The organism is Aquabacterium sp., assembly GCF_049274795.1.
GTDB lineage: Bacteria > Pseudomonadota > Gammaproteobacteria > Burkholderiales > Burkholderiaceae_C > Aquabacterium.
In genome coordinates, this window is record NZ_JBASTH010000117.1 from 1 (window position 1) to 2,016 (window position 2,016).

Below are 2,016 nucleotides of genomic sequence, written 5' to 3' on the forward strand. Positions count from 1 at the left end.
GTATATTGGATATACGGCCCGGTATTTCCCTCAAACGAAAGCACGTCTTCCCATCGAAACACCACATCAGATCGCCGATTATGCGAAAGATCAAAAAATTTAATTGCGCCGAGTCCAACTTTTTTTGCTACCTCGTTCGCATCTTTCAAGTCGGGATTTTTTATCCGTATCACGTCCCGTGCCCGTGTCTCGGCTTCATCAAGCACGACATCAAGCGAGATCGTATTACCCGCACGCGTACTCATGGCACCCTCGGGCAATTTCATAAATCCAAATTCCACATGCTCGCTTGCTCCCACCCCTTCAAACCCGAGCATCTCGGCTACGCGAAATACCTGCCGAAAATGATGAGATTGGCGATTGTCCACAATATATAAATTTTTCCAAAAATGCCATTCTTCCTGCCTATATTTAATAGTAGCAAGATCGCGCAAAAGATAGGTCGAAGCCCCATCAGATTTAATTAACACCGCTTGGTCAAGATGTTCTTCTGTCAGATCAACAATCACCGCACCGTCTTCTGTTTTTTTCGCAATACCTTTTGCAAGTGCCAATTCCACAATCAGCGGCATCGCACCCTCATACACACTCTCTCCACGATTTTCTTCAAACGTAAGCAGGTTAAGCCGTTTAGCACTTTGTTCCAATTTTTTCATGGAAATATCCACCATCCATTGCCAGATCTCCCTGTTTTCCTTATCGCCCTGTTCGAGTTTAGCGAATTCTTTTTTTGCTTCTTCCCGCAATTTGGGATTATCTTTTATATGCGCACTTGTCTTCACATACAATTCATTCAATTTAAAAAACGCATCTTTCTCCACCAATGATTTCCAATTCTCTTCTAGGGAAAGATTTTTATATCCATACAACAAAATTCCAAATTGCGTTCCCCAGTCACCCACGTGCGTATCGGCAACCGTGTGATATCCGCGGGCAAGCAAAATCCGTTTGAGTGCATCTCCGATTACCGCCGAACGCAAATGCCCTACATGCGGTTCTTTTGCGATATTTAATGCAAAGTAATCCAAAATAACAGTCTTGCCATTTCCTTCCGTACTTTTCTCCCACGTATCCGGACGCGCAAGGATATTGCTTACCGACGCAAGCACAAGAGAATCACTAATGGATATATTGATAAAGCCGGGTGACACCACGTCAATTTTTTTAATCAAATCCGACGCTGTTTTCTTAATTGCTGTCACAAGCGCTTGAGCAATTTCCATTGGATTTTTTTGGAGAACTTTTGCAAGCACCATGGCAGCGTTGCACGCATAATCACCAAACTCTTCCTGCTCAGGCGGCATAACCGAAAACTCACGAATCTCAATTTCGCCAAATTCTGTACGAATTGTCTGCCCTATGAGTTTTTTTATTTTCTCCTGCATGGTATAGACCTTTTGTGCAATAATTTTCGTAGCGAAATTTCAAGATTTTAGGCGAGGCGAAGGAAAAATTTTTCAACATATACAAAGTATATGTTGAAAAATTTTTACAAAGCCGTAGCCAAAATCTTGAAATTGCAGCCGAAAGATTATTGCGCAAAAGGTCTTATAATCGTAGCAAACATGGCACAAAATAAAAAGCCCGAAATAATTAATCGGGCTTTGCAATCAAATGATTGCAAGCTACAAGCGACATGCACTATCTGCTTCCGGGCGGCCGATTTCCAGTCCGAGGCCGAAATTGGGATGGAGGCGGAGGCGGAGGCGGAGGCGGAGGCGGAGGATTTCTTTTTCCAAATTCTCCCTTCTTCCAAGCGCCAACCACACAGATCACAGAGATCACCAAGCACAGAAAGAACAAAAACTTCACTATCCCGACAAAAGATCCGGCGAGCCCTCCAAACCCGAGCACCGCAGTCACTAGAGTTAGGAGCAATAATAGTAGTAACGAACCAGACATGCCCATACTCCTCTTATGAGATTCTTTTCTACACCATCCTCTTCAGAATGGATAACATCAGAATACCACGGAGCATTAAGCTGTCAACAATCACTTAAGTAGCGCCATCACGCC

At 43.6% G+C, this 2,016-nt stretch carries 2 protein-coding genes; both read right to left on the reverse strand.

Annotated features, from left to right (window positions below):
• On the reverse strand, window positions 1–1,385 hold a 1,385-nt coding region (argS, locus tag WAQ08_RS19350; protein ID WP_422193920.1), incomplete at its 3' end, for an arginine--tRNA ligase.
• A gap of 256 nt (window positions 1,386–1,641) precedes the next feature.
• Window positions 1,642–1,908: a DUF1328 domain-containing protein gene (locus WAQ08_RS19355; RefSeq protein ID WP_422193921.1), complete on the reverse strand. Its 267-nt coding sequence runs from the start codon at window positions 1,906–1,908 to the stop codon at window positions 1,642–1,644.
• Window positions 1,909–2,016: the final 108 nt, after the last annotated feature.

Coding starts and splice junctions, on each gene's coding strand:
- WAQ08_RS19355 (WP_422193921.1), bottom strand. CDS start 1,908: ATGGGCATGTCTGGTTCGTTACTACTATTATTGCTCCTAACTCTAGTG.